Genomic DNA, 20,641 nt, shown 5'->3' on the forward strand with positions numbered 1-20,641 from the left:
AAAAATTTACACGGACTAAGTGTCCATTACGGACGTTTGGTGATGAAGGTTTACTTAAGAATCACCCTTCTTGTTTTTGGAAAAGCAAGTCCCTATCTTGTTAGAGGGTTGTATCGTTCTCTCACGGGGAACAAAGAAGCTCGGATCCGTGAGTTCTTAGAAGGAACCAAAATTTGGGCCGAAGACGTTCTAAATATCACTAAAACAAAACTCATGGTATTTAATGAAATTAATGTTCCTGAAAAAGGACATATGATATTTTTAAACCATGTCAACGAAATGGATTTCCCTTATGATTGTTATGTGATTCGGAAACCGTTTTTAGCAAATCAGGTCATCAAAAAAGCATGGTTTGCCTATTGGTGGATGGTGGCTATGGGTTCTCAAGTGTTTGATAATTCAAAAGCTAGATCAGTTGCCGTTTCTGTAAAAAACTTAATCGAAGGCTTAAAAACCACTTCCTACATTGTATACCCAGAAGGAAAAAATACTTATTCGGAAGAAATCCTTCCTCTAAAAAAAGGAATGGTGAAAATTGCTTTTGAACTAAAAATTCCCGTGTTTGTAGCTCTAAAATCAGGAATCACAACCTACCAAAACTACCAAATGGGAAATGTGGTCGGTTATTTGGGTCTCGGTGTACATGATCCTACGGATTTTTCTTCTTGGGAAGAATTCCAAACTTACTTAAACAATTTAATGCAGTCCAAAAAACAAGAGTTAGATGCCATAACAGAAGCCGAAAGAGTCAAACTTTCTAAAGTTTAGTTTTTCACTTCTTTTTCCCAAAGTTCTAAGAATCGAATTTGTTCGAGTGACTCCACCGCTCGTTCACTTCTCGATTCCCTCACTCTTTGGATGGCTGATCCTGCATCCAATCCATGTTTCCAAATCAAATAGGCTGCGGCCACAGTCCCAGATCTTCCCAGTCCCCCTACGCAGTGGATGAGAACCTTGTTTTGTTTCGAAAGAGCTTCGTCCATCCATTCCAAAGTTTCTTTCATTTGTGTGAGGCTCGGAACTCTTTGGTCCAAAATAGGAACCTGTTTTTGTTGGATTCCATTTTGTTTTAGTTCTGATTTTAAATCGGTGACACCATAATCGACATACTCTTGTTCTGTGATGAGGCTTAGAACATGGGAGATCCCTTCTTTTTTCATAGTGGTTAAATCATCAGACAAAACACGGGCTCTGTCCTTTCTACCAGGAAGGATGGTGAGTCCAATCCGAGAGATATCGTCAGAGGGAGAATTGGTAACCGGTTTTAAATAATCAATTCGGAGCACTTTGGAGCGTTTGATGAATTCCTTAATTTTTGTAATGAGTTTGGATCCGACATACAAAGCCCATTTCCTTTGCCATTCATTACTTTCATCAAAGGATAAAGTATGCATCGCATACCGCAAAGCACCCACATGCATTTGGTAAGGATCTCTGTCTAACTTCACCAAACGAGGGTAGTAGGATCGTAATTTTACAATTACACGATAGGCTTTTTTTAGTTTTTCATTTGTGATCTCAGTAGGTGGTTCTAGTTTCAGTTCGATTCCTAAATCTTCCTGATTGTGTAAAAAATCGGTGAGTTTTACGGCTTCTTTCCATTCTGCCTCCGATTCAATTTTACAAAAAATAAAAAGAACATCATTTTCCAACTTCAACAAATCTCGAATGATATGGCCTCTGTGGGTGTGAAAAAAATCTATCATCCAAACATTGTCTTGTCCATCGACAATGATATTGGCCCCATTCAAATCTCCATGTACATAGGATGTATTGTGAGTGATGGCATTGTATTCTTTCAGCTCCAATAGATCCTTCTCGTAAAAGAGACAAGGATTGGGAACAGGATAACCGGAAACGATTTCAATTTCTTGTCCTGTTTGCGGCCCACCAAGAAGTGATTCCACACGAGAACGAACTGATTTGGCGTATTTGGGTTGGAAGTCGTAGTATTCTAATAAATTGAGTTTTTCCGTGGAAGCCGCTTCAAACAAACGACCCAGCTGTTCTCCAAACACAGTGTCGATGATGCGATCGAGGCCCGTGCCGTCCGGCATAGAACCATAAACCTTTTGGAAGGTCCTGACATTCCCATCTAACATCGCCGCATAACGGTATTTAATGGCTCCTCTGTTTTCTAATTCGCAAAAATCCACAATGGAAGGAGCATTGTTTCCAAGGACTTCTTGGATTCGTTCGAAGGCTGTTCTTTCTTTGGCAATGAGGTCTCTATCTCCAATTTTGACAACGCAAGGGACTAACAAATGGCCCAAGTGGTCCGTAGACTTTGATTTTAAAACTACGTTTCCAGAAAACCCACCATCTAAAGTTTTGAATTCTACCTCTTTACAATCCCGAAAGAGATAGAGTAGAATTTGATTGTCGGTATTGGAGATCGGATATTTGGGATCTAACTTTAGTTTGTCGCTTGAGATTCGCGAGTTTGTGGAAATTCGTTTTTCTAAATTGGGTTGGCTTCCTGTTAGAAATTCGGTAAAGGCTCCAATCGAGGAAAATACTTTCACTCCTAAAATCTGTTTCAATTGGTCGAGGGCAATGAAATGCATTGAGAGAGAGGAACTTGCTGTGAGGGCCGAACAAACTCCAATTTCAAATTCGGGGTATCTTGTTTTTAAATCATAAGCAAGGAAAGTCACTTTGGCTTCTGTCCAAACTCCAGTGATTCCCACCTTAATGGATTTTCCTTTGTATGGTGCTAATACGGATTCTAAATTGGTATCTACAAAATCATTCAGCCCCGAAGCATTCACCACTTCTGCTCGGTTGGGATTTTCTTCGATCCATTTTTGAAACACAAACTCGGCTCCTTTTGTATCCTTTAAACAATGGTCACCAAATTGTATTAGGTGGTCTTCTTGGGATTTGTTTTTCGAATCATGCCAGTCGCGGATATGAATTAGTTTTAAATGACTTGGATCTGTTTCATAAGCCCAGTCCATAAGAGAGAACACTGGTCCTTCTTCCATCATTTCTCCTAAAAGGCGGTTCGCTTCTTGATACCCAATATGAAGGGAGTTGGGAAGTGGATCGTATTTATCGAGGAGGCTTGAGAAGTCATTTTGAAGGCATTGAGTGAAGAGGATGGCAGATTCCGAATTCATGGACAAAAGGATTGACAGGTTGGAAAATAAATCTAGAATTTATTTCTTAAAAAATAGGAGTTCGTATGAAGAAGTTGGTTGTTTTGTTATTTGGAATTTTGTTCAGTTCGGCTCTATTCGCTGGAGAAGTGGGATCTGATTGCACTTTTAAAGGAAAAAAATTAGCGGGAAAGGTGCAGTTTGTTACGAGTTTCCCGGACTTTAAAGTGCAAATTGTAGATAGTTTTCCCGACATCAAAGTACAAAAGGTCAGTAGTTTTCCTTCCGATTGTGGTAAGTGGCAAGAAGTCAGTTCCTTTCCTGATTTTAAAGTGCAGATCGTTACTAGTTTTCCTGACTTCAAAGTTAAGTATGTGGATTCATTTCCTGGTGTACCGTAGAGAACCTTCCAAAGGATAAAGAGAATTACGATTCATTAATTCTAAAGATAAATTAAAGAAAGCTCTTGCTTTCACTGTTTGGTGGAGGCAGTTCTTTCTTTCGGGATTACAAACGGGATCCTCTGCATAGGGCGGAACCATTTGGAAAATAAACTGAGTGTCTCCATCCACACTTTGGTAGAGAATTTTTTCTTCATCAATCCAACCACAGGCGCTTCCATAAGCAAAGTATGTGCTACCGGACTTCACTCCCGGAGCTCGCATATCCTTTCCAAAACCAGCAAAGTAAGTTTCTTTTCCTACCACTCCTAAAATGGTAGGAAGGACATCGAGTTGTGAGGATATCCTTTCATCTAACATTGGTTTAATGTATTTTGGGGCATATAGTAAAAATGGAACCATTCGGTCTTCGTAATAGGACAGATATCTATGATGGGTATGGTCACCCACAAATACAAATAAAGTGTCTTCAAAGTAATTTCTCTTTTGGACTTCCTTCATAAATACCTCTAGCGCCGCATCGGAATAGTGGTAGGTATTCAGATAATCAAAATCGGTGACACTTGGACCATAAATTTCATACTTCGCGTTCGGCACCTTATAGGGGTAATGTGTTGTCATGGTAAGAATGGTCATAAGAAAGGGTTTGTTTTCTTTTTGGTATGAGTCCATTTCTTCCAATGCTTTGGAGTAGAGATGTTCGTCATCATAACCCCAAGCTCCAATTTCATATTTCCCTGCCTTAGCGAAGTCTTCTTTTCCAATCAAAGTTTGGAATCCGAAATGGGGAAGGATGGTTGCAAGACTATCAAATTTTAAATCATCACCTGTGATGAAACTCGTTTGGTATCCAAATTCTGAAAATAGATTTCCGATCGCAGAAAAGTTACTGAGGATTTGCGGTGTACGAATGGCGGTGAGACCTGGTCTATCGGGAACACTGGTAAGAACAGAAAGTAGGGCATTACTCGTCCTTCCGCCATTGGCATAGAATTTGCGAAAGCTATGGCCTTTTTTCGCCAATGTATTGTAATACGGTGTGACTTCCTGGTTCAACCAAATTCCATTGGATACGGGCCAAACATACTTTCCTGTCCAAGATTCTTGGATGACTAAAACCACATTGATGGATTTTCTTCCAGGAACCTGTTTGATTTTGCGAACGAGGGGAAACTCGGGATCACCTAAAAATTCAGCACCGTTGTATGTGATTTCATTCCGAACCACGGCCAACATATCTTCGTCTTTCATCTTTAGATGTTTGGGAATGGACTGGCTTTTAAAATCGTTGATGGTTGTGTAAATTCCATTTAACGCCAGTTGGTTGATAAGGGCGTCATCCGAGATAATCGCTTCACTGGCTCGCAAGGGAGATTCTTGTGGCCCACCCCGCAGTCCAATAAAGAAAAAAAGAATCCAAAGAGATGTTTTTATGGTTTTAGATCGAAAGGATTCCTTCTCATTCCTTTGGTCTGCGATCTGGTGTTTGCGAAACCAAAACATCATCCCTAAAATATAAAGTAATATAAAAATAAAAAAACTAAAGATTTTTAAAGGAGCTTCTTTGACGGCCGAAGAAACTAAAACATCCAGGTCTCCAAGAAACACAATGGCTTCATAACCAATATGTTTGTTTGCATTTTCAAAATACAACAAATCAGCAAATAAATGTACCAAACATAGGGGATAAAGAATGAGAGGTGTGAGGATCCAAAAATAACGATAGGTTTTTCGTTTTGATGCCCCATTCCAAAGCGAAAGCAGGTAAAAACCAACTAACAGAATCGATATGGTAACCCAGTCAAATCGAAACCCAATCAAGAATGCTTTGAGTAAAATCAAAACGGGAAACTCTTCTAAACGATAAGAATAAACAATAAAAAATAAAATGCGGTGGAGGAAGAGGGTCAAAAACCCAAAGGAAAAATAAGTTAGAAAGATTCGATCCGAAAATTGAAAACGGGGAAACTGTTTCACCATAAAAAAAGAATTGGTTAAGGATGGAGACGGTCAATGAAGTTACGATCTTTCTGTTGATTTATTTTCGCATCCCTTTAGATTTGATCCTACTCCTATGAAGCAGATCCAAAAAATACTCATCGCCAACCGTGGTGAAATTGCCGTACGTGTCATTCGCACTGCAAAAAGAATGGGAATCAAAACGGTGGCGGTTTATTCCGATCCGGATGCACAAAGCCTATTTGTTCAGTCTGCAGACGAGGCGTTCTCACTCGGGGGAACCGATGCTCGTTCTTCCTATTTAAATGTGGAGAAGGTCATTAAAGCCTGTTTGGAAACGGGAGCGGATGCCGTTCACCCAGGTTATGGATTTTTATCAGAAAATACTGACTTTGCTACCAAATTAGAAAAACACGGAATTCGATTCATTGGCCCAAAACCACATTCCATCGAAGCTATGGGAGATAAGATCGGCTCACGTCTGTTAGTCGCAAAAAGTGGTGTTCCCGTGGTGCCTGGATATGAAGGTGCTTCCCAAGAAATGTCCGTATTCCAAAAAGAAGCGACAAAAATTGGATATCCCATTATGGCAAAAGCCAGTGCCGGTGGTGGGGGAAAGGGAATGCGGAGGATCAACACTCCAGAAGAATTGGAACCGGGAATCCTTTCGGCAAAACGGGAGGCATTGTCTGCATTTGGAGACGATCGTATCCTTTTAGAAAAATACATCACGAACCCTCGCCATGTGGAGTTTCAAATATTTGGTGATACCAAGGGAAACATCATCCATCTACATGAAAGGGATTGTTCCTTACAAAGACGCCACCAAAAAGTGGTCGAAGAAACACCCGCTCCCAGATACTCCGCAGATCTCAAATCCAAAATGTCTGAAGCGGCTGCGATGGCAGCAAAAGCGGTTCAGTATGAAGGGGCTGGCACCGTAGAATTTATATTAGGTGAGGCTGGTGAGTTTTATTTTCTCGAGATGAACACTCGTTTGCAAGTGGAACATCCAGTGACAGAAATGACAACCGGTCTTGATTTAGTGGAGTGGCAAATTCGAGTTTGCCAGGGAGAGGCATTACCAGAAATCAAAACCCCTCCCCAAAAAGGACATGCATTGGAAGTTCGAATTTATGCAGAAGATCCCAAAGAAGGATTTTTGCCTTCTACCGGGAAGATTCACCATCTATCCTTTCCCACTAGAGATTATTTACGTATTGATTCTGGTGTGGTTTCCGGATCTGAGATCACTATGTTTTATGATCCAATGATAGCCAAGATGATTGTATGGGGTGAAGATAGAATCACTGCGATTCACCGCCTAATCGAGTGTTTGTCGGAGACCATTGTATTTGGTCCCAAAACCAATTTGCAGTTTTTACAAAGACTCGTATCTTCTAAAGAGTTTGCAGAGGGTCATGTTTCTACACATTTCATTGCAGACAATGAATCAGAACTTTTGTCAGATAAAACCAAGGAAGAACTAAAATTAGCCCTTGCTGGTGCCTTTTTTACTTCTAAAGAACCAATCGACCCTTGGATCAAGGAAACCACCTAATATGGATTATTTATTCGAAACAAAATCTGAACCTGCTTCTGTTTACGTAAGTGGTAATATTGTGCGTGTTCGTTTGGGAAAGGATAGTGCTTTGTTTGCCTTAGAAGATTTGGTAAAAGAAGAATCATACAAATCAGATACAAGTTCATTACAATCTGTATCCATGAAAGATGGATCTGTATTACGATATCTTAAAGTAAGAAATGAGATCTTCCTTCATTGGAAAGGTGAGACCTGGAGTGGAAAACTCGCCGAACGTCAGTATGAAGGTGCAGGACAAACCTCTCCTGAAATCAAAAGTCCCATGCCAGGGAAAGTAGTGCAAATCTCTACTGAGGTTGGAACGGAACACAAACAAGGTGAGACCCTATTGATTTTGGAAGCGATGAAGATGGAGAACGCTGTTAAGGCACCTTATCCATGTCGTGTGGAAGAGATTCGAAAATCACAAGGGGATCTTGTCCAACAAGATGAGGTGCTCATCATATTACACAGATTCGAACCGGAAAAAACATAAATTTCCGAATCTATTTGACATATTTTTCAAACTTCCCACCATAAGGCAGTTTCTTTGGCTGATAGGTAGAGAATGTACAATCATATTTTAAGAAGTTTCACACTTCTGTTGTTTTTTTCGTTTTTCCACGGGGTTCTCGGTCAGGAACGTCAACCCCGTACCGACCTTCCGTTCGAGATCTCTGAAAAAAAGAGGCTGAGCGAGAGGGACTTTAAGAATAAAAAAGAGGGGGGATACTTTACCGGTCTTCCTCTCATCAACTCGGATCCCAATGTGGGTATCGGATTTGGGGCTCGCGTGCTCTATTTTTACAACGGGGAAAAAAAATCCCCCATGTTTGAATACACACCATATCGTGTTCGGGTATTTGCTCAGTATTTTAATACGACCAAAAGAGCTCCTTACCACCAACTGAGTATTGATGCACCTTATATCTTCGATACCAAGTGGAGGCTTCGTGCCGATTTGGTCTATGAACGAAATCCAAACTCTCTCTTTTTTGGAGTCGGATCTGAGACGCTTCAACCACTCTCTTATTTAGAGAGAAACGATCCGAACGGGCAAATCAGACGAAATGCTCCATTTGCCGATTATGAGGACAATTTAAACTATCGTCGTCAAGGGGATGCGGGCGCGGGTGAATATCCTATCGTGAGTGATCATAGATACAACCGATACGATATTGAAAATCCTAACTTCAGTACTTCCGGTGAATATTCCTTTTTCGGAGGAACACTTCGTACGGTGACAGGGGTTCGTCTCTCTAAACAAATCATTCGTACTTATGACGGAAAGTATAACAACGCCCAATTGGGTCCAGCAGATGGAATTTTAGGACTACTTGATGTAGACCGTACTTTTGGAACTCCGCAAGGGGAAACAAAATTAACTCGTGAAGACAAAGATGGAAAGATCAAAGGTCTTAACGGTGGTTATACGAACACAGTGCGAGCAGGGATTGTGTTCGATACACGTGACTTTGAACCGGATCCGAACCGTGGGGTATTTTTGGAATACACACATGAACGTTCCACAAAGGCCATTGGTTCTACATCAGAATTCAATAAAAACCTAGTTTCGGGTCGTATTTTCTTAAGTCCGGTTACGTGGTTCACAAGCAAACCTCCTGAAATTCTGGAAAAGTTTGTTCTTGCTGCCCGGGGAACTATGGTGCAAACCAATGGGGACGCACCGTTCTATGAATACCGCAACATGTGGGGAACAGAAACCAACCAATCCGGTTTAGGTGGTAGAACTACCATTCGTGGTTACAAACAAGATCGTTTTGTGGGTCAAACCATGGCGTTTGCAAACTTTGAAATTCGTTGGAAGTTTGCTGAAGCAGAATTCGGTGGGCAACACTTTGACTTTCAATTGGTTCCATTCTATGATGTGGGACGAGTTTGGGATCGCACAGAAGATGCAAACTTAAAGAACTACAAACACTCTAGGGGTATTGGTCTACGAATTCCTTGGAACCAAGCAACTGTTATCTATTTTGATCATGCGATTTCGAATGAAGATAGACAAACGTTTATTAACTTTAACCATATATTTTAGGAGGGCAGAGCTTATGAAAAAAATTCAATATTGTTTCGCTCTTTTGGTCTTATCTTTTTTCATGAACTGTGAAATGAAACCAGTAGAGGATATCTACGGTTTAAGCCCGGAAGAAACTAACCAACTCGTTGCAGGTCTTCTTGCAAACCAAAGTCTTAGGGACAATGGAAACGGAACCGTTACGGACACCGCGTCCAATTTAGTTTGGCAAAAATGTACGCATGGACAAGTGTATCGCGCAGCAAATAATGATTGTTTGGGGGCTCCTCAAGGTTCCATTTTCAATCCTTATGATTCCGCTCGTGCTGGTGCTGTTCAGGTTGCATTTTGTGATTCCAAAACACATGCATGTAACTCCATTGCTTTCCCACAAGTAGTCCAAGGATTTTCTTCCATTGGCATTGCGGGATCCAGTGAGTTGTATGGGGCTTGCCAAAACAGTAATTTCTTAGGTGCGACTTGGCGAGTTCCGACTGTGATCGAATACCAAAGATTGGTGATTCCCGGTCGAGCAGCCACTCTCCAGTTTTTCCCTTCCACACAGGAAGATGATTATTGGACTGCTTGGTCGAACAACGAAGACCTTCCAGGGGAAACGGCACACGCCATATCCTTTGATAGACAATCTTACGGTGTCCAAAGGTTCATTGTCAAAACACAAAGGAATTTTGTCCGTTGTGTTCGCACAGGCCCTTAAACACCCAATTTTCTCTCATTTCTGTCCACTCTCCTGATCTTTCAGGAGAGTTTTCGCTTTTCAAAAATCCAATTTCCTACTAATATTTTCTGATAATAAACCGAAGTACCCATTAGGTGGTGAGGTTTCCATGAGAATTGACGAGTCCCCATTCAATCGTATGAATGTAGATCTTTCCAAAGATCGCCGGGTGAACTATGTCGGACATGGAAAATTGGAAAGTTCCCCAGAATCCCTTTCCGCCCTCCATGTGATTTCCCATGAACTCGGACATGCTGCTGAATTCAAAAATGAAGCCTTCCGAGAAGGACGTGATGTCGAGTCCCTCCAAGTCAAAATCAATTATGAATTAAGAGATGGTCGTATGGTGGCGGTGAGTGGAGAAACTCATGCGGTCACTCGTCCCAAATCAAATTCGGAGGAAGATCCTGCCCTCACTCCTTATTCCGATGGGAAATCGATCAAAGATATTTTCCAATTGAAAGAGGATGAAGACAAAAAACCCAATTCGAAAGAGAAAACTAAATTAAATCCCAAAGAGATCATGCAAAAATCTCATGAAAAAGAATTGGAATCCAAAATTAAAGAACTCGAAACACGACTCGAATCTGAGAAAACAAAAAAGTCATCCACAGATGTTCATTCTGCAGATCGTTTGAAAGAAATTGAATCGGAAAAAAAACGTTTGGAAGAAGAAGTGAGACTGATCCGTGTGAAAGAACAATTAAAAGAAACTTTTGCCCTGCTCACAGACTTTCGTAAAATGATGACTTCTAATTTATTTGGAATGATGAGTATTCAAACAGGATCAAACTCAGGTAATTATTTAGACACCTTTGTTTGATGGAATCATATTCTCTACAATAAACTCACGTAACTCTCCCACACCCCTTCCTGTTGTTGCTGAAAGATAAAATACTCGAAAGGGAACTCCAATTTCATTCATAGCTGATTCCATGTCTGTTCGGACACGGTGTTGTTCACTTTGGTTCAGTTTATCGATTTTGGTGCGGATCACCACAGGTTTGATTTTTTTCTCCATAGCAACTTCGATGGTTGAAAGTTCTTCTTCTGGAAATTCTCTTTGTGAATCACAAAGGATAAATAGAATTTTTAAATTTTGCCATGTATTTAAAAAACCTTCCAAAAGTTTCATCATATCTTTGTGTTCTTTATGAGAGGCTTTGGAATAACCAAACCCTGGTAAGTCGACAAGGTTGAACCCTTCTCTAGTTCTGAAAATATTGATGAGTTTGGTTTTTCCTGGAGTTCTCGAAACTTTGGCAAGCCCTCTGTGGTTGGAGAGTGCATTGAGTAAACTCGACTTTCCCGAATTGGATCTCCCCATAAAGGCAATGGACTGAACGGAGTCCAGTTCTTCCTTTTCATTTAGGTTGGCAATGGAGGTGAAGAACTTAGTTTCCGGAAAAGGAATTTCTTTGGAATACTTATGCATCTAGTTCATCTTTCCAGATAGATTCGTTTGGGATAATTCTTTTCGCTTTTCGAAAACAGAGAAAACAAAATTTGGATGGGTTCTCCTTCAAAATAAAGGATGGGAATGTAGGTTCTTAGGAAAAAAGGAATCCCGTTTTCGCGCATACATTCGGAAATTTCCTTATTTCCGGATCGAATTTGGATTTTTTGGCCATGGTGCCAAGATCCAAGGTTGTATTTTTCCTTTGGATCAGAAAGTTTAAATCTGTTTTGATTCCATTCAATATATAAACTATCCCCTTCTCGGTAGGAGACTGCTTTTTTAAAAGCTGGGGATTTTTTATCGATAATAAATAGATCACCAAACTTTGATTTGTATAAAAAACAGTTTTTATTCTCTAAAAATGCCCTTTCGCCTTCGGATTGCAGATGAAAATTATCAAATCCTGATTTGTATAAAGGATAATGACCGAGTAACTTTAAATAAAAATCAATTAGGTCTTTTTTTGCAGATAAACCTAGACTTGTCCATGTTTCGTGAGGGATACGAAATAAACGAGGGACTTGTTTGGGTGCATTTTCCTTTTTTAAATCAAATTGTAAATTGAGTTGGGAACGATCGTGGAAGTTCCAATAGGTTTTATGGAAGTTCCAACTTTCTTTTTCCAAAATAGGAAGTAAATCCATCCGAAGTCGATTGCGTTTGTAAATCGGATCTTTATTGGATTCATCTTCAAAGATTTTCATATGACTGGATACAAACTCATAGAGTGATTCCAACTCTTTATCTTCAAAAAAAACTAAAGGTAAAAAACGATCTCCGTCAAAAGGAGGAAGTGTATAAAATGCTTTTTTCCCCCCACCTCTTGTTAGGTGTAAAAAAATAGATTCTGTATAGTCTTTACAATGGTGACCCGTAAGGATGATGGCAGGGATTTTATCCGTGATTTTTTTGAGTTCGTGGTAACGAACGAGTCTTCCCGTTTCTTCTAATCCCTTTTTTAGTTTGAGAGATAGTTTTGGGATTTTTTTTTTACAAAATGAAAAGGGAAGTGAGTGGATTCTAGAAACTGGCGGATTTCTTTTTCTTCTGCTTCAATGGAACGAATCCCATGGGATAAATAAAATAGAGTCGGAGTTTGGGTTTGGTAGATTTCTTTTAGATATTGAAAAAACAAAACTAAAATTGAGGAGTCCTTCCCGCCTGAATAGGAGATAAGGAACTGAGTTTTATTTTCTGCCCAGAGTTCGGGGAGATTGTTCCCCATACGACCGAGTGCCGCTGCAAATAGTTTTGTGATCGGAGCGGGAATTTCCGGGATCATATCTTCCTTACTGCCACCATAGTGATATCATCGTGTTGTTCCTGTTCTTTGACAAATTCTTTTAGTTCCGAATAGATCCGTTCGAGAATGTTTTTTGGCTCTAGTGCAATCCAGGAAAGAAAACTCGCTTTGAGTTGGGGTTCTCCAAACTGTGTTCCTTCTGCGTTTCTTGCTTCTGTCGCTCCATCGGTGTACAACAAAATGGTATCGCCCGAATTAAATCGTAGTTTGGATTCGTTACGAAATGCGGAAATATCGGGTTGGATTCCAAGGATCACTCCTACCGTTTCGATGACGGAAAGAGATTTTGAATCTGCATGGTAGTGGTAAAAATTTCCATGACCGGCACCTGAGAATTGCACCTCTCCTGTAATTAGGTTCCAGCGGAGTAAAATCATACTCATAAACCTAGGAGTGATGGCCTCTTTATAACTAGAATAAAGATAATTATTGATATCGTTTAAGATCTCCCAGGGTGAGTCTTTCACTCGAACGAGAGAGTGGAGGATGGTTCTAACAGTTGCCATCACAAGGCCTGCGGCAACTCCCTTACCACTCACATCACCAATACAAATAAATAGCTCGTTTCTGTTAGGTGATAATATGAAGTCATAATAATCTCCCCCAATCCCACGAGCGGGAACCATAAATCCACCAAAAGAAAATCCTTCGGCTTCTGGAGCTTTTCTCGGTAGGAGGGTACTTTGGATTTCTTTTGCAATTTCAATTTCTTTTTCCAATCTTTCTTTATTCGAAAGGTTTTGGTATAAATTGGAATTTTCCATAGTGATTCTTGCTAAGGAAACAAAGGCATTCAATGCTTCGATTTCATCTTGTGGAAATCGATTCTCTTGTTTGGTAAGAATAAAAACACAACTAGTTCCATTTTCTAATGTGAGTGGAAAAACCATGGATTCTTTCCCTTCGATCCCGAGGTTCGCAAAACTAGTGTTTGTGATGGGATCAATGGTAATTGTTTCTTTGGTTTCTAATAAAGAAAAAATGTTTTCTACATCAATGGTTTTTGTTTCTGTATGGATTTGGTAGTTTTCTAAATCCCGATAGAGTTTGAATATTTTTGCTTTGGAAGATTCGACTGTCCTTTCAATGAGACAAGTCAAAGAAGATTCCACAATCCCCGATAGTGTCAAAAGGATCATACGAATCATCTCGTCATGATTGTTTAAATAAAGTTGGCTAAGTGTTAAGGCTGCAGTATGTAGGCTCTGAAAGTTTTTGGATTGGTTTTCCGATTTAGAAAACAATAGAGAGTTCCGGAGGGAAACGGCAAATTGACCCACAACCAATTGTAAAATTTCCTGGTCTTCGATAAAGTCCGAGTAGTCTTCTTCGTCATAATCAATGGTTACCATTCCTACGGCCGTATTGGCATAAAGAATGGGAATGACTAGTTGTGATTTGGTTCCTGTGAGTTTTGAATAAAACTCATAGAAGGGATGGTTTTGTTCAGAAAATTTATAAAAACAAGGTTCCCCCTTGGCCATCGCTTCAATCAAAACACCATAACTCAAATCATAATCGAGAGTGATTCGTTTGATTGCTCTTTGTAAGGTCTTTTGTCGGCTGGAATAATATGCTAGTTTAATTTCACCTAACTCTAAATTGGTGATAAATACCGCAACCTTATCGCGTTTCAAACGAGCGGAGATGAGTTCGGTAAACCTTTGCATCAAATCCTCCAAACCCATGGCGGAGTTGAATAAGGAGAGATTGTCTAAAAGGAATTCTGTTTTTTCCTGAGAGCTAAGGATGTTTTTCCCAATCCTTGGGATTTTCCGTTTTTCCAGAATCCATTCCCGGTCACAGGTTTGGCAGAAAAAACGCCCGTTCTTTGTGATTCCGTTCGGGAGTTGCGGTTCGGCGCAGAGCAAACAGATCCGATCATCAGTGAGCTCTCGTTTCATCCTAAACCAGGTTATTCGATTTCTTTTTTCATAAGCTACAAGAATTTCCTCAATATCCAAGAAACCTGGTACGATTCATGCTTAATCTATAAGCAAAAGTTGTTTTTTCTGCAGAAATCGGAAGGATGTCGGCAAATATGATTAAAAAATGGTTTATTTGTTCAATAAATAAGCATAGTGTTTTGGTCACCAGCAGTGTCCTTCTGCATTCTTTCGAGGCAGAGCGTAATACTAAAGAGCAAGAACCATGAGCGTGAAAAAATTCAATCCCATCCAATCCATCCACGAAGTCGCAACGGCTATGAACTCCACCCAAGACCCGGACGGTCTCCTCGAACTCATTTTGGATCGTTGCATCCAAATCTGCGGGGTGGAATCGGGATCCTTAATGCTCATCGATGAAAAAAACGGAGTTTTGGATGCGGTCACCTCTCGGGGGATGAACCAACAATTACTTCGTGAAACCAAACTAAAAATTGGGCAGGGGATCACGGGGATGGCGGCATCCACTGGGAAAGCGAAACTCGTAAATGATGTTTCTAAAGACCCGGATTACATTCAGGTCAAAGAAGAAATCAAATCAGAGTTAGTTGCCCCGATGATTATGGAAGATGACATCATCGGTGTTCTTTCCCTCGACTCGAATCGTCTGAATGCATTCACCGCGGAGATGTTAGAAATAGTCAGTGTCCTTGCAAACCAAGCAGGACAAATTTTTAAAAACCTACAAACCATTCGTAGTTTGGAACAAAGAACCAAAATCCAAGCTACCCTCATTGAGATTTCCAAAGTAGTGAGTTCTACATTGGATCAAAATGAAGTTTTTGATTCGATTATGGTTACCATGGAAAAATCCCTTCGATTGGAAAAGGGGAGTATTGTTTTATTCAATAAGGAAGAAAGTTTACTTCGTATCGTCGCTGCCTCGGGACTTTCTCCTGAGGAAATTGATAAAGGAAGTTACCAACCAGGGGAAGGAATTACTGGAAAAGTATTTGAATCTGGTGAACCCATCATCATTGAATCGGTTGCGAGTCATCCAGATTTTTTAAATCGTGTTGGGTATTTGTCTCATTTTAAACATGATCCACATAACGTAAGTTTACTTTGTGCACCTATCCTTAGTGAACAAACAATGCTCGGTGTTGTGAATGCATTTATTGTTCAAAACAAACATACCGATTTAAAATCCTTTTTGGATTTTTTACAAGTGGTAGCGTCTATCATCTCTCAATCGATTAAAATCCAAAATTTGGTAGAAGAAGCCAAAAAAGAAATTTCTCGTGAGAACATTCAATTAAAAAGAGAATTAAAGAATAAATATAAGTTTGGATCACTGATTGGAAAAGCAGCAAGTATGGAGAAGATGTTTGAAAAGATCCAACTAGTTGCTGATTCCAGAGCTTCTGTTTTAATCACCGGAGAATCGGGAACAGGAAAGGAGATGATTGCCAATGCCATTCATTACAATAGTTCTCGTTCTGAAAATCCGTTTATCAAAATCAATTGTGCGGCCATTCCTGAGAACCTACTCGAAAGCGAACTCTTTGGTCACAAAAAAGGATCTTTTACCGGAGCTGTTACTGATAAAAAAGGAAAGTTTGAATTAGCAGATACAGGAACCATTTTTCTAGATGAAATTGGTGAAATGGATTTGAACCTACAATCAAAGCTACTTCGTGTATTACAAGAACGAGAGATTGAAGCTATTGGTTCTGTAAAGGCCAAAAAAGTAGATGTAAGAATCATCGCTGCCACCAATGCCGAATTGGAACAACTGGTTACTGAGAAAAAGTTTAGAGCCGATCTTTTTTACAGGTTGAATGTAGTGAAGATCAACACACCTCCCTTGCGGGATCGTGTGGAAGACATTCCACTTCTTATGAATCACTTTTTGGAAAAATACACAAAAGATAATAATAAAATCATCAAAGGGATCTCCAGAGAGGCATCCAAACTTTTATTAAAATACCGTTGGCCAGGTAACGTTCGTGAGTTGGAGAATGTGATCGAAAGGGCAGTGGTTTTGGCACAAGATGAAATCCTTAGCGAAGACGATTTTTCTGATATTCTCTCTAGTTTAGAGGATTTACCGGAACATACAACGGAAGTGACACAATCAAATCATGTGGAAACTTTGTCTGGCACAGAACCTTTGGATTTGGGTTCAGGACGATTGACACCAGGGCAACTCGATGGCCTGGATGGTCGGGCTATGGAAATTGTAGTCAGCGAAGTCGAATCAAGGCTCATCCAATACGCTATGAAAAAGTTCCGTTATACCAAAACTCGTGTTGCTAAGTTTTTAGGAATCAACCGAAATACTTTGGATAAAAAAATCAAAGAACTCAATATCGAATATTAGATTTCGGTTCAGTTGGTTGGTTCTGGGAAATGATTTAAGTGGTGGATTGGTCCCGTTTGGATCGAGTCTTCTAACGTTAGGTGAAGGTATTCTTTGGCAGAACCAACAGCTTCTGGTAAGTTTTTCCCGTGAGCGAGAAAGGCAGTAATGGCAGCGGAGTAGGTGCAACCGGTTCCGTGTGTATTTTTGCCTTTTAAAAATGGTTTTGAGAATATATACGATGATTTGCCATCAAACAAAATGTCCGTAGCCTCTGTTGCATTTGGTAAATGTCCCCCTTTTAAAAGAACAGGAACCTTATACTTTTGAAATAATTTTTCTGCCATAGGAACGAGTTGGTCATACTCGTGAATTTTTTCACCCAGCAGGAGAGACGCCTCATCTAAGTTAGGTGTAATTAGTTTTGCCAGCGGTAAAAGGTCTTTGGTTAAAGACTCAATTGCATCGTCTCTTAGAAGTTTAGCACCACTCGTTGCCACCATCACTGGATCTACTACCAATTGAATGTCTGGGTTTTCGTAAAAAAACTCGGCAACGGATTCTATAATTTTTGCAGAGTATAACATTCCCGTTTTTGCCGCTTTGATGGGAAAGTATCCCACAACTGCTTTGAGTTGGGCTGCCACAAAGTCTGGTGAGATTTCATAGATATCGCTGACCCCGTCTGGATTTTGAGCGGTCAAACAAGTGAAGGTCGTAGTTCCAAAGGTGGCAAGTGAGGAAAAGGTTTTGAGGTCCGCTTGGACACCGGCACCACCTCCGGAATCCGATCCGGCAATTGTTAAGGTAATGGGGAAATCTTTTTGCATATTATGGAAACCATCCGTACTTGTCAAAATTTAAGCGATCATCGTTTAAATCAAAGATAACACCTTCGGATTGTAAGATTTTTTTCTGTAAGTCGGCTCGGAAACCGTCACCTCGAAAGGAAATTTTACCTTGGGCATTGATCACTCGTTGCCAAGGAACCTTCTGTTCCATTTCTTTTTTGAGAGCATTCAAAGCATATCCAACCGCTCTTGCGGCTCTAGGACTCCCCAAAAGTAATGCGATATGCCCATAGGTTGTTACCTTCCCCTTGGGAATCTTTTTTACAACTGCATACACGGAATCGTAAAAATTCGTACTTTTAGTTTTAGGTGTGTCCATTGAATTTGGATTTATATCCTAATGATTGAAATTTTTTGTAAATTCCTTTTTAAAAGTTGCCGGTAAATGAAAATCTCAGAATACGCAAAACATTTGTTACTTGCTCCTAATTTAGAAGATAAACTTTTACCTCCTAGTCGCCCTTGGGATGAGGAAACGGACTTTACACCTTTGTATATCGAAACACCGGGCAGGTCTGCCAAACTCCAGTTCTCTAATAAAAAAGTAAAAATCCCTCGTTTAGAACATCTCAATTTGGTATCCAATAGGGGCCTCAGTCTCCATCATTTTGCCAATCATGAACTGATGGCAATTGAGTTGTTTGCCTGGGCTCTATTAGCATTTCCATCTGCCCCTAAGTCCGTACGAAATGGATTTTTAAAAACAATCGAGGAAGAACAAACTCATCTAAAATTATATTTGCAGCGAATGAGAGAGTTCGGTGTAAATTTTGGTGACCTTCCATTGAATTCTATTTTTTGGAAACAACTTGGCCAATTTGGAAGTTTAGAATCATTTGCTGCAGTGATGTCGGTTTCTTTTGAAGGTGCCAATTTAGATTATGCACAAGTCTATGCTCAGGTTTTTTCTTACTTCGGTGATAAAGAAACATCCGATATCATGATCACAATTTTTGAAGATGAAATCAAACATGTAAAAAGAGGACTGCGAGCCTTTGAACATTCCGTCCCTGAAAATAAAAATCACTGGGACCATTATCTTTCTCTCATCCAATTCCCTTTCACTCCTAGAAGAGCGAAGGGATATCTTTATCTTCCCGAAACAAGATTGCTCGCTGGTATGAATCCAGAGTTCATTCGGTCCCTTGGTAGTTATGAAGATGAATATACGGGGCGTGTGAACTTGGAATCTGTAAAAAAATTCGGACTGGGAGAGACCATACTTAGAAAAAACAGGCTTGATTCTCCATTGCAAAGTCCTTAGGATTCCTAACGGAAGGTAACTATGAAATTGAGAATGATCTTGAGTTTATTATTGTTTTTCTCTGCACTCGGAGTAGTACTGAATGCGGAAAAAAAAGCCAATTCTTCTGTTGAAATGAACCTTCATGATTTTATGGAAGACTTTACCAAACCGGCAACTAAGTTGTACGACAAAAAGGACAATCCAGACTACCTCAATAAAATCTTAGAAAAAGTTCCTGACATGGCACCAGAAGACCAAAAAGTAGAATGGAAAGAAATCATAGATGCGAAATTGGCTGTGGGAAAACCAGATGAGACTTGTAAATCATGCCATACAAAGTTTAAAAAAGAATACAAAGCAAAATATAGAAAAAAACTAATCCCGATTCCCGAAGACCTTCTCGGGTTTCCTAAAGAAATCAAAGAGTTATTAAAGAAGTAATCCGATTTTTGCTCCGGCTTTATGGAGCAAATTGTATGATACAATTAGGATCCTTTAAATTTTCAATCCTTCTATGTAGTTTGTTCTTTTGTTTTTCGGTATTACATGCCGAGGAACTGAACCAACCTAAACCAGGGGAAACTTTACCGACACCAGCGCAAGCTCCGAACCCGCTTCCCGCCAGTTTGAAGTTCGGTGCCTTTGTTGATACTTATTATTCTCACAATGCCAATCATCCCATATCGAAAGAACGCCAATTCACCACACAAGCGGTTCGTAATGATGAGTTTAATATCAATTTAGGATTTGTGGATGCTAAGTGGCAGGAAGAAAAAATCAGAGGAAGGTTGGCTCTTCAGTTCGGTACATCGGTAAACACAAATTATGCGCCAGAAGCAAATAAAGATGTCAGTTCCAATCAAAACTCAGTAAAACACATTCAAGAAGCTTATGTGGGTTTTAAAGTAACAAAGAATACTTGGGTGGATGCAGGAATTTATTTTGGACATATCGGTCATGAGTCTTGGATTTCATCGGACAATTGGAATTATACTAGGGCTTTGGCTCTAGATTACGTTCCTTATTATTCCTCTGGGGTTCGGGTCACTACAAAGTTTACCGATAAATTTCAGTTTCAATTTCATGTGATGAATGGTTGGCAAAACATTACTGATCAAAATAAAGATAAATCGATCGGCACTCAGTTTAAGTTTTTTCTAACGCCCAATTTTACAATTATTGCCAATCAATTTGCTGGTAACGAAGCTCCAGACTTTGAACGCAAACAAACAAGATTTTATAATAATACGATTATAGAGTGGAAGGCTTTGGATTGGTTGGCCTTTGCTGCTTCCGGTGATGTCGGGGCACAAAAGGCTAAAGAATCATTTCAATATGAACCTTGGTGGAAAGAAATCAATCCAACGCTTGGAATTTATACCAACAGGGAATCGGGAGTGTACAACCAGTGGTATCATGGAACATTTTGGGTTAGTTTTCGGTATGAAGATTTATACCGTTTGAGTTTTCGTGCGGAACGATTTTATGATCCGAAACAAGTGATGGCAACCACTTATACGCGAAATGGATTTATGACTAATGGTTACACCATGACTTTTGATTTTTTAGAATGGAATCCAGGACTCATTCGTTTTGAATTCATCCAAAGAGAATCAATGGATCCAGTATTTGAAACCGATAAAAACAAACACACTCGCGTAGAACGTATATTTGTCGCAGCAGCTTCTGTTCGATTTTAAAAAAAAACTCCAAACCA

General features: G+C 39.9%; 19 protein-coding genes. 11 read left to right on the forward strand and 8 right to left on the reverse strand.

Going from position 1 to position 20,641, the window contains the following annotated elements; all coding sequences use genetic code 11:
* The first annotated feature begins 42 nt into the window (after positions 1-42).
* Complete coding sequence (locus JWG41_RS07715) at positions 43-768, forward strand: lysophospholipid acyltransferase family protein (protein ID WP_232373871.1); 726 nt, start codon at positions 43-45, stop codon at positions 766-768.
* Here the strand turns inward: JWG41_RS07715 and JWG41_RS07720 are convergent.
* A complete protein-coding gene (locus tag JWG41_RS07720; protein WP_205269350.1) occupies positions 765-3,122 on the reverse strand; it encodes a dual specificity protein phosphatase family protein in 2,358 nt (785 codons plus the stop codon). The genes JWG41_RS07715 and JWG41_RS07720 overlap by 4 nt on opposite strands.
* A 65-nt stretch (positions 3,123-3,187) precedes the next feature.
* On the opposite strand from JWG41_RS07720, the gene JWG41_RS07725 reads away from it, so the two are divergent.
* The gene (locus JWG41_RS07725; RefSeq protein ID WP_205269351.1) at positions 3,188-3,502 is read left to right on the forward strand and encodes a 7(1) septoil knot domain-containing protein; all 315 of its coding nucleotides are present in this window, start codon (positions 3,188-3,190) and stop codon (positions 3,500-3,502) included.
* Here JWG41_RS07725 and JWG41_RS07730 read toward each other — a convergent pair.
* Positions 3,482-5,482 (reverse strand): LTA synthase family protein, encoded by a 2,001-nt coding sequence (locus JWG41_RS07730; protein ID WP_205269352.1) that lies wholly within the window; start codon positions 5,480-5,482, stop codon positions 3,482-3,484. The genes JWG41_RS07725 and JWG41_RS07730 overlap by 21 nt on opposite strands.
* Before the next feature lie 94 nt (positions 5,483-5,576).
* Between JWG41_RS07730 and JWG41_RS07735 the strand changes: the two genes are divergently transcribed.
* The 5 genes from JWG41_RS07735 to JWG41_RS07755 all read left to right on the forward strand — a co-directional run bounded on the left by JWG41_RS07735 (position 5,577) and on the right by JWG41_RS07755 (position 10,640).
* Positions 5,577-7,022 (forward strand): acetyl-CoA carboxylase biotin carboxylase subunit, encoded by a 1,446-nt coding sequence (locus JWG41_RS07735; protein WP_205269353.1) that lies wholly within the window; start codon positions 5,577-5,579, stop codon positions 7,020-7,022.
* A gap of 1 nt (position 7,023) precedes the next feature.
* The gene (locus JWG41_RS07740; RefSeq protein ID WP_205269354.1) at positions 7,024-7,539 is read left to right on the forward strand and encodes an acyl-CoA carboxylase biotin carboxyl carrier protein subunit; all 516 of its coding nucleotides are present in this window, start codon (positions 7,024-7,026) and stop codon (positions 7,537-7,539) included.
* 72 nt (positions 7,540-7,611) lie between these two features.
* Positions 7,612-9,099 carry an Omp85 family outer membrane protein gene (omp85, locus tag JWG41_RS07745; RefSeq protein WP_205269355.1) on the forward strand — a complete coding sequence of 496 codons (1,488 nt, stop codon included), beginning with the start codon at positions 7,612-7,614 and terminating at the stop codon, positions 9,097-9,099.
* Positions 9,100-9,112: 13 nt separating this feature from the next.
* Positions 9,113-9,796 carry a surface adhesin Lsa25 gene (gene lsa25, locus JWG41_RS07750; protein WP_205269356.1) on the forward strand — a complete coding sequence of 228 codons (684 nt, stop codon included), beginning with the start codon at positions 9,113-9,115 and terminating at the stop codon, positions 9,794-9,796.
* Between the two features lie 130 nt (positions 9,797-9,926).
* Positions 9,927-10,640 carry a hypothetical protein gene (locus JWG41_RS07755; RefSeq protein ID WP_205269357.1) on the forward strand — a complete coding sequence of 238 codons (714 nt, stop codon included), beginning with the start codon at positions 9,927-9,929 and terminating at the stop codon, positions 10,638-10,640.
* On the opposite strand, the gene yihA is transcribed toward JWG41_RS07755, so the two are convergent.
* The 4 genes from yihA to JWG41_RS07775 are packed head-to-tail and all read right to left on the reverse strand — an operon-like array spanning position 10,623 to position 14,483.
* Positions 10,623-11,252: a ribosome biogenesis GTP-binding protein YihA/YsxC gene (gene yihA, locus JWG41_RS07760; RefSeq protein WP_205269358.1), complete on the reverse strand. Its 630-nt coding sequence runs from the start codon at positions 11,250-11,252 to the stop codon at positions 10,623-10,625. The two genes, JWG41_RS07755 and yihA, sit on opposite strands and share 18 nt — an antisense overlap.
* Before the next feature lie 5 nt (positions 11,253-11,257).
* Positions 11,258-12,295, reverse strand: a complete 1,038-nt coding sequence (locus tag JWG41_RS07765; protein ID WP_332461288.1) for a tRNA lysidine(34) synthetase — start codon at positions 12,293-12,295, stop codon at positions 11,258-11,260.
* Positions 12,235-12,558: a tRNA lysidine(34) synthetase gene (locus JWG41_RS21135; RefSeq protein WP_205269359.1), complete on the reverse strand. Its 324-nt coding sequence runs from the start codon at positions 12,556-12,558 to the stop codon at positions 12,235-12,237. The genes JWG41_RS07765 and JWG41_RS21135 overlap by 61 nt, the downstream gene beginning before the upstream one ends.
* Complete coding sequence (locus JWG41_RS07775) at positions 12,555-14,483, reverse strand: GAF domain-containing SpoIIE family protein phosphatase (protein WP_205269360.1); 1,929 nt, start codon at positions 14,481-14,483, stop codon at positions 12,555-12,557. Before JWG41_RS07775 ends, JWG41_RS21135 begins: the two co-directional genes overlap by 4 nt.
* 247 nt (positions 14,484-14,730) lie before the next feature.
* Here JWG41_RS07775 and JWG41_RS07780 point away from each other — a divergent pair, with 247 nt between their 5' ends.
* Entirely contained in the window at positions 14,731-16,848 is a 2,118-nt protein-coding gene (locus tag JWG41_RS07780; protein WP_408611747.1) for a sigma-54-dependent Fis family transcriptional regulator, read from the forward strand.
* An 8-nt stretch (positions 16,849-16,856) separates the two neighbouring features.
* Here the strand turns inward: JWG41_RS07780 and thiD are convergent, their stop codons facing one another.
* Both thiD and JWG41_RS07790 read right to left on the reverse strand, forming a co-directional pair.
* Positions 16,857-17,657 (reverse strand): bifunctional hydroxymethylpyrimidine kinase/phosphomethylpyrimidine kinase, encoded by an 801-nt coding sequence (gene thiD / locus JWG41_RS07785; RefSeq protein ID WP_205269361.1) that lies wholly within the window; start codon positions 17,655-17,657, stop codon positions 16,857-16,859.
* A gap of 1 nt (position 17,658) precedes the next feature.
* Positions 17,659-17,997 carry an MGMT family protein gene (locus JWG41_RS07790; protein WP_205269362.1) on the reverse strand — a complete coding sequence of 113 codons (339 nt, stop codon included), beginning with the start codon at positions 17,995-17,997 and terminating at the stop codon, positions 17,659-17,661.
* A gap of 66 nt (positions 17,998-18,063) precedes the next feature.
* Here JWG41_RS07790 and JWG41_RS07795 point away from each other — a divergent pair, with 66 nt between their 5' ends.
* The 3 genes from JWG41_RS07795 to JWG41_RS07805 are packed head-to-tail and all read left to right on the forward strand — an operon-like array spanning position 18,064 to position 20,624.
* Entirely contained in the window at positions 18,064-18,942 is an 879-nt protein-coding gene (locus JWG41_RS07795) for a DUF455 family protein (RefSeq protein WP_205269363.1), read from the forward strand.
* Positions 18,943-18,963: 21 nt separating this feature from the next.
* Positions 18,964-19,365, forward strand: a complete 402-nt coding sequence (locus JWG41_RS07800) for a hypothetical protein (RefSeq protein ID WP_205269364.1) — start codon at positions 18,964-18,966, stop codon at positions 19,363-19,365.
* Between the two features lie 35 nt (positions 19,366-19,400).
* Positions 19,401-20,624, forward strand: coding sequence for a porin (locus JWG41_RS07805; RefSeq protein WP_205269365.1), 1,224 nt, complete (start codon positions 19,401-19,403; stop codon positions 20,622-20,624).
* Positions 20,625-20,641 lie beyond the last annotated feature (17 nt).

It is taken from the genome of Leptospira chreensis, assembly GCF_016919165.1.
In the GTDB taxonomy this organism is placed as follows: domain Bacteria; phylum Spirochaetota; class Leptospiria; order Leptospirales; family Leptospiraceae; genus Leptospira_A; species Leptospira_A chreensis.